This is a genomic window from Streptomyces iakyrus (assembly GCF_000717055.1).
Classification (GTDB): domain Bacteria; phylum Actinomycetota; class Actinomycetes; order Streptomycetales; family Streptomycetaceae; genus Streptomyces; species Streptomyces iakyrus.
The window spans coordinates 1-7,048 of the sequence record NZ_JNXI01000057.1 but is presented as its reverse complement, the minus strand read 5'-3'; the positions used below and the strand labels follow the sequence as shown (position 1 = coordinate 7,048).

Sequence of the window (7,048 nt, the reverse complement as noted above, 5' to 3'; positions counted from 1 at the left end):
CGAAGCACCCCAGGAAGCGCCTGCCCCCTTCTCAGAAAACCTCCAACACCCCAGCTCACACTCCACCCACCACACCAACTACGAACCCCGGAATCACACCGCCCGATCCGGACCTCACGGCGCTGCGGTTCGAACTCGCGCGCCTGCGGGCCGCGCGCGGGTGGAGCTACGACGAGCTCGCCTCCCGCAGCGGCCTGGCCAGACGCACCGTCATCGAGATCGAGCAGGGCCGCACCATCGGCACACTGAAGACCTGGCACGCCCTCGCCCACGCCCTTAACACCCCGCTCGACGAGCTCTTCAGCACCCTGTGCCGCGGGCACGACCTGCCTGGCCCGGCCCAGGACTGACTCCTCGCACGGGCGCCTGTCGCAGATCACCAAAACCGGCGAGACCCGCTCGAACACGCAATCATGAATTCGCACTCCAGTCGCACCGCATGAGGCTGACCGGGCGATCCGGCAGAGCTGCTGCCGCGGATCCGGCGTGTTGGCTGACAGGTTCGCCCGCATGCGCTCCACACCTCCTCCCCCGGCGCGGCGCTGGGACGGCAGCCCCCTCGCCCACCGCGTGCGCCGTTCCCTGCACGTCTCCCCCGACGGCGTCAGCCGACTGCTGCGCTGCGGTCAGGGCGACCGGTGCCGCGAGTGCGGCAACCGGATCGAGTGGTACCACCGCGGCGCTCAGCGGCCCGTCCGCCTTCATCCGCACGAACTTCCGGCTTCCCGGGTGCCCGCCGTGTGCCGCTGGCACGTCAGCTCCGGTGTCGCCTACCCCGGTGGAGACGGCAGCAGCTGGTGCCGCCTGCCGCACGCCGTCATCTGTCCCGCCCGCACCGCTCCCCCGACCCCGCCCGAGCTGACCGGGCTGCGCCGGTCGCTCGCCGTGAACACCCGCCGTCTCATCGACGCCGGCGCCTTCACCCCTTGCCCGGCCTCCCCGGACAGCCCGGCACCCCAACGGAAGAACTCGGCAGCCTGCCGCCCGGCCCGCCCCGTCGTGCAGATGCTGTACGTGCGCTACCTCGCCGCCCGCCCGGTGGACGAGATCCAGTGCATCGCCCAGACCCGGCGCCGTCACCGCTGCACCAGCCCCCTGCTCTCCCCCGATGCCCCGGCCGGCACCTGGACCCTGGTCCCGGCCACCGCGACGAGCGGGCAACTGGCCCTGCCCGCCGCGGTCATGGCCGTCTACGACCTCAGCGCCATCCCGTACGCCGAGCAACTACGCTGGCGCACCCAACGCTGCCCGCAGCACGCCGCCATCCCCACCGCCGCCGACTTGGCAGTGGCCGACTGGGAACCCTTCGACCCTCTGGCCCACCACGAGCACATCCACAACCGCCTGCCCACCCGCACCCGACGCCCAGGCCCCACCGGCAGGACACGCGAGGCAGCCCGCCCATGACGCCCTTCCACGCCCTCGAGCTCACCCCACCAAGGCCCGCCACCCGCACCGAGCTCGGCAAGCCCGGGCAAGCGTCCGGACGGCCGCGAACGCGGACCATACCCGACTGATGACAGTGCAGAACGCGCAGCCTGGACGGTGCCCTGCACGCGCTGCGGCACCAACGGGGCACTCGACTGCCGATCGACGTCCTGATCACGCACCACCCCAACCGGCGCGACCGGGTTCTGCCCGACATCACTCTCGGCCCCTTGAGCCGTTGTGGCCCTGGACAGCGGCCGCAGGATGTGCTCAGCCGGTGCGTGGCCGCGGACCGTGCCCAGCATGAGCAGGAACGCGCTCGGCGCCCGGCGAACCGGCTCGAGAGCCTGCCCGCCCACCCCCCGTCGAAGAAGTCCTGGGCTGCGCGGCCCGAATCCTGCACAGCCGGCATCACCACTGCATCCCGGCAGCGCGGTGAGCCCATCCCGGGCGCTGCACCTTGCCGGTATGGCAGCTACCACAGCCCTTGCTTATCGCTCTTTTCCCCCTTCCAACGCTTTTTCTCTTTCGCGGAGCTCTTGTTGCACACGCCTACCGACGAACAGGCGCACGCTGCCGACGTTTTCCGGGCCGGTCACCATCTCGTCCTGCAGGCCGGCGCCGGGACAGGGAAGACCAGCACCCTCGGCCTCCTCGCGGCCAGCACTCACCGCCGCGGCCGCTACCTCGCCTTCAACAAGAACATCGCCCAGGACGCCGCCGGCCGCTTCCCCCGCACCGTGCGGTGCAAGACCGCCCACGCCACAGCCTTCGCCGCCGTCGGCCACCGCTACACCCGCCGGCTCAACAGCCCCCGTCAGCCCGCGTGGAAGACCGGCCAGGCGCTCGGCATCACACGTCCGGTCCGCATCGGCGCTCACGAGATCGGCCCCCGCGCGCTCTCCCACACGGTGCTGCGCACCATCACCCGTTACTGCCACTCCGCCGACCGCACCATGACCCGTCACCACGTGCCACGACTGCGCGGCCTGGACACACCCGGCGACCATGCCCGACTTGCCGACGAGGTCATGCCGTTCGCGACCAAGGCATGGACCGACCTGCACAACCCCGATCAGGGCATGGTCCGTTTCGAACACGACCACTACCTCAAAATGTGGGCCCTCACCGCACCCACCATCGAAGCCGACTTCCTCTTCCTCGACGAGGCCCAGGACACTAACCCGGTCCTCGAGGAGGTCTTCGCCGCCCAGCGCGACCACGCCCAGCTCGTCATGGTCGGCGACTCCGCCCAGGCCATCTACGGCTGGCGCGGCGCCCGGGACGTCATGACCGGCTTCCAAGCAACTCCCCTCACCCTGACCCGCTCCTTCCGCTTCGGCCCCCTGATCGCCGAAGAAGCTAACCGGTGGCTCGCGCTTGCCGACGCCCCCATCCGCCTGACCGGCACCGACACGATCACAACCGAAGTCGGCAGCCTCGAGCGGCCGGACGCGGTGCTGTGCCGCACCAACATCGGCGCCATGGCAGAAGTCATGCGCCTGCTCGCCACCTGCCACCGCGTCGCCCTCACCCGAGGCGGCCAGCAGCTGGCCGCACTCGCGCTCGCGGCCCGCGACCTCAAGAACGGCCGCCGCACCTCCCACCCCGAACTCGTACTCTTCGCCTCCTGGGGCGAACTGCAGGACTACGCCGCCCACGACCCCGCAGGACGCGACCTCCAGCCCTTCGTCGACCTCGTCGACACCCACGGACCCGACGCCATCCTCACCGCCGTCGACCAACTCACCGACGAACAGAACGCCGACGTCACCGTCTCCACCGCCCACACCGCCAAGGGCCGCGAATGGCCCACCGTCAAAATCGCCGACGACTTCCCCCCGCCCAAGGACACCGACCAGCACAACGCCCAAGGACGCCCCATCCCGGAACCCGTCAGCGACACCGACGCCCGCCTGGCCTACGTCGCCGTCACCCGCGCCCGCCACCACCTCGACCTCGGCGGCCTCTCCTGGATCAACACCCACCCCCTGCAGCGAGCGCGGGCTGAAGCCGCACAACGGGTAGCGTCATGACCTGCGCGGGTTAACGCCCGGCTCCCCGCCGAGCAGCAGGCCCCACCGGCCAAAGGAGGCCACACGATGACATTCACAGCCGCGGAACGAGAAGCGATCGCCGCCCACTCCACCGCTCTCGGCCTGTCCGCCGATGAGTACATCCGTCAGACGGCAGCCGCCCGGGGCCTGTCCTGGCAACGCGAGCGGGAAACCTTCCACGCAATGGCGCAGCGCCGCGGCTGCACCGCCGACGAGCTGGTGCAGCGCGGAACCCTCACCGACAACAGCCACTAACAGCCCGCACCCACAGCCCCCGGGGACAGCTGCCACGCGAGAGGTGCGGCTCGTCCGACAAGGCCACTGCCGGTGGCCGACCCGCCTGTTCGGCCCGGTTCGCGTGCTCCGCCTTGCCCTCCGGCAGAAGGCACCGCTGACTGCCGCCCGGACCACACGAGTAAGACGGAGGCACAGCCTGAAGAGGCTGATCACTGACGGTGCGTCGTGAAACGCTGCCCGAGCCTGCTGTGCGGGCGTCAGATGCGGATCTCGCACTGGGCAAGGGCAGCACCGGCAAAACTCCGGTCCCGGCACATCAGCAGGCTCGGTTGGTCCGATACGGGCTGCCGAGCTGCACGATTCGACCCGGGTGAGAGGCCGGGGACGGCCCGGTCTTCCCCTGCGGTGTCCAGCATGATCCGGGGCCGTGGCACTCGGTCGGGTGAAGACACCGCGAGGGCAGAACCTTCTCGGACGCCGGCGCGTAGTGCCGTGTATGAGGCCGATCAACGAAGCGCATGTCGCCGAGCCCGGGCTGGCCGTCGGGGAAGTCGCAGCACACGACGACCGGACCGCACTCGCCGTGCAGGAACTGCTCGCCACGCTGGGCGCGATCGCCCCGGACGAGCGTACGACCCGGGAGCCCGGCGAGCCCGGTGTACGGCTGCGCTGCTTCCTGGACCTGCGCCAAGCGCCGGCCTCGTTGACGTGGTCCAGATCCTCATCATGACCGTGGGGTCCAACAACCCGGCGCTCATGCTCGATCCCGTCGGCGTCCCGCTGCTGGCCTTCGTCCAGAAGCAGTTCGGCCTGCCGTTCGGTCCCATCGTCTCCGGTGGTAAACCCAAGCGCGGCCAGACCCCGTCCCGTTCCGGTGCCCTACGGGTCGGCACCTGCCAGCTCCCTCAGCGTCGCTGGCCTCCGCAGGAAGTCCACGCCGGGCGTGTGGAGTTGCAAGATGGTCGGGTGAACCGAGAGCCCTGCCCGAAATGCGGGAGACCCGTCAGTCGATTTGCGGGACGAGCGTGCGCATCATCTATATGGCGAATTTCTCCAGAGGGGACGAAGCCCCTGGAACGACAAGATCCAGGGGTCGCGACGGCAGACTCCGAGAGATGGGCTGCTCAGTCGAACGGCCCGCGCCAACGTGGACAAGGAACACGAGCTGGGCCCGGCGATGGCCGGTTGGTCACGGCGCGGCCAGGCCCCAGCCTTGGTTGGCCGAACCGTCGCAGCGGAACTGGGCAGCCTGCGCGCCGTTGGAGGTGCTGGCGCCGGAGATGCCTAGGCAAAGTCCGCTCTTGCGGTTCTTCAGCGCGAAGATGTTCGAGGGGTAGTCCCCGTAGACAAGCTGCCAGTCCTGGTTGAGGTCGCCGGACCCGTTGGCCTGGATGGCCACCGCGCCGGCCGAGGTGCTGGCGCCGTCGATGCCGAGGTTCTTGCCCGAACGGGAGTTCTCCCAGCTGAAGTAGTTGCCATCCGGAACGGTGGTCCAGAACTGGATGCTGTTGCCGTTATAGGGCTGCTGGACGACCTTGGCCCCGCTGGCGGTGCTACCCCCTGACGGCTGCAGGACCAGCCTGGACTTGTAGTTCGCGAGTACCCCCGTGTCGGCGGCCCGGAGACTCGACACCGGTAAGAACCTCAAGTCGTCACTCTGTGGCGACTGCGCCTGTGCGATCGCAGGGCTGGCGGCCGCCAGCAGTGCTCCGGCCAGAACCGCCCCGACGGCGTTCATGGTGCGTCTGTTACGCATGCCACGTCTCCTTGCGTCAAGTGCTGTTGATGTTGCTGAGAGCACTCAATCAAGCCTGGCACCGAGTCGCTACAGTGTGTAAACAGAATGACCGAAAGCACTTACTTGACGCGCACACGTCGAGTGCGGCCTCTAGGTTGCGATCTTTACAGGCTGCCGGCGCCGAGGTGGGGGCGATGAGCAGTGCGCCCGACCCGAGACACGCCGCCGAACGGGACGGACCGCCGCCGGACCACGGCGGCATTATCGTCCGCCGCAAGAGTGCTGAACTGTTCACCCCCTGACGGAAGTCGATCCTCCGCATCACCCGCCTGCGACCGCATGCGTCTTCCAGGCACGGCCGTGCGGTGGACCTGACGACCGCAGGCGTTCCTCAAGGAGCAGACAGTCGAAGGCGGCCGCGCGCCTCCTGCACAAGCTCACCGAGCAACAAGCCCCCGCTCAACAGGTAGCCATGACCCAACCGCGCCCCCTCAAAGCAACGTTCGCCGTGGGCCAGCGCTCGCTAACACACACCACATCTCGCCACTTGGAGCCAGCGCAGCACCGGCCGCAGCACGGGGCTGAGCATCCAGACCTCGTGCTTTCGGCATCGCTCGCCGCCCTTGCCGGGCGAGGGAGACTGAGCACGCAGGCCGAGTGCCGGCGATCCCGGGTCCACCGTGATCCTCCATCGCACCCGGGTTGGCGCATCGCCTGCCAGTGACGGCCCAGGCCGCAGGGGAACCTCCTGGGGCGGGCTGAGCTCAGGCCCTTCTTGCCGTCCGAACATGCCCCTGTCAAGAAAGCGCTTTCAGCCGAACTGATCGAACGATCTAGCGATTCCCCCTCACCCTCTGGTTGAGTACTCCCGGCAACGACGAGGCAACCCAAAGTGAAGGAACGCAACGTGCGCAAGAGACATACCAGGAACATCGTCGCAGCGGTGATGGCCGGTGCGCTGATGACAGCAGTCAGCCCTGCGATCGCTCACGCCCAGTCACCGCAGGACAGCGACCCGAAACCCTTACCGCTGTCGATCCTCAAGGCCTCCGCTTCTGCGGGCATTCAGAACTACAAGTCCAAGAAGGTCCTGCAGCCCTCGGGAAGCAGCACGGCCAACGGGGCGAAGGTCGTCCAGCAGACCTGGGGTGCCAGCAGCGCGCAGTACTGGACGCCAGTCCCGGACGGCGACTACTACAGCTTCGAGAACTCCGGTTCGGGCAAGAACCTCGGCATCGACGGCGCCAGCACGTCGGCCGGTGCGGTGGCCATCCAGGCGAATGGGTCTGGCGACCTCAACCAGGACTGGTACCTCTCCACGGGCCCCTACCCCCCGGGCACCTTTTCCATGAAGAACCGCAAGAGCGGTCTGTGCCTGGGCATTTCAGGAGCCAGCACCGCCAACGGTGCGCAGGCGGCCCAGTTCCCCTGCGACGGCAGTGCCAACCAGGGCTGGACCCTCGTCGGGGCATGACCGAACGGCTCTCAACTAGGACTTGTCCGGCCGATCATGCGCGGAGCCAGATGACGAGGGCTGCGGCAGTCGCGGTGCCGAGGAAAACGTAGCCGCGCTTGTCATAGCGGGTGG

The 7,048-nt window shown here is 68.8% G+C and carries 7 protein-coding genes; 6 read left to right on the top strand and 1 reads right to left on the bottom strand.

Annotated features, from left to right (window positions below; genetic code table 11):
* The first annotated feature begins 92 nt into the window (after nucleotides 1–92).
* The 5 genes from OO68_RS41370 to OO68_RS41350 all read left to right on the top strand — a co-directional run bounded on the left by OO68_RS41370 (nucleotide 93) and on the right by OO68_RS41350 (nucleotide 4,452).
* Entirely contained in the window at nucleotides 93–350 is a 258-nt protein-coding gene (locus OO68_RS41370) for a helix-turn-helix transcriptional regulator (RefSeq protein WP_033314663.1), read from the top strand.
* Nucleotides 351–510: 160 nt separating this feature from the next.
* Entirely contained in the window at nucleotides 511–1,407 is an 897-nt protein-coding gene (locus tag OO68_RS41365; protein ID WP_078625828.1) for a DUF6083 domain-containing protein, read from the top strand.
* 563 nt (nucleotides 1,408–1,970) lie between these two features.
* On the top strand, nucleotides 1,971–3,464 hold the full coding sequence (locus OO68_RS41360) for a UvrD-helicase domain-containing protein (RefSeq protein ID WP_051815030.1): 1,494 nt from the start codon (nucleotides 1,971–1,973) through the stop codon (nucleotides 3,462–3,464).
* A 66-nt stretch (nucleotides 3,465–3,530) separates the two neighbouring features.
* Nucleotides 3,531–3,740: a hypothetical protein gene (locus tag OO68_RS41355; protein ID WP_033314659.1), complete on the top strand. Its 210-nt coding sequence runs from the start codon at nucleotides 3,531–3,533 to the stop codon at nucleotides 3,738–3,740.
* A gap of 478 nt (nucleotides 3,741–4,218) precedes the next feature.
* Entirely contained in the window at nucleotides 4,219–4,452 is a 234-nt protein-coding gene (locus OO68_RS41350) for a DUF6207 family protein (RefSeq protein WP_033314658.1), read from the top strand.
* Nucleotides 4,453–4,911: 459 nt separating this feature from the next.
* Here the strand turns inward: OO68_RS41350 and OO68_RS41345 are convergent, their stop codons facing one another.
* Entirely contained in the window at nucleotides 4,912–5,478 is a 567-nt protein-coding gene (locus OO68_RS41345) for an RICIN domain-containing protein (protein WP_033314657.1), read from the bottom strand.
* Nucleotides 5,479–6,367: 889 nt separating this feature from the next.
* Between OO68_RS41345 and OO68_RS41340 the strand changes: the two genes are divergently transcribed.
* The gene (locus OO68_RS41340; RefSeq protein ID WP_033314660.1) at nucleotides 6,368–6,934 is read left to right on the top strand and encodes an RICIN domain-containing protein; all 567 of its coding nucleotides are present in this window, start codon (nucleotides 6,368–6,370) and stop codon (nucleotides 6,932–6,934) included.
* Nucleotides 6,935–7,048: the final 114 nt, after the last annotated feature.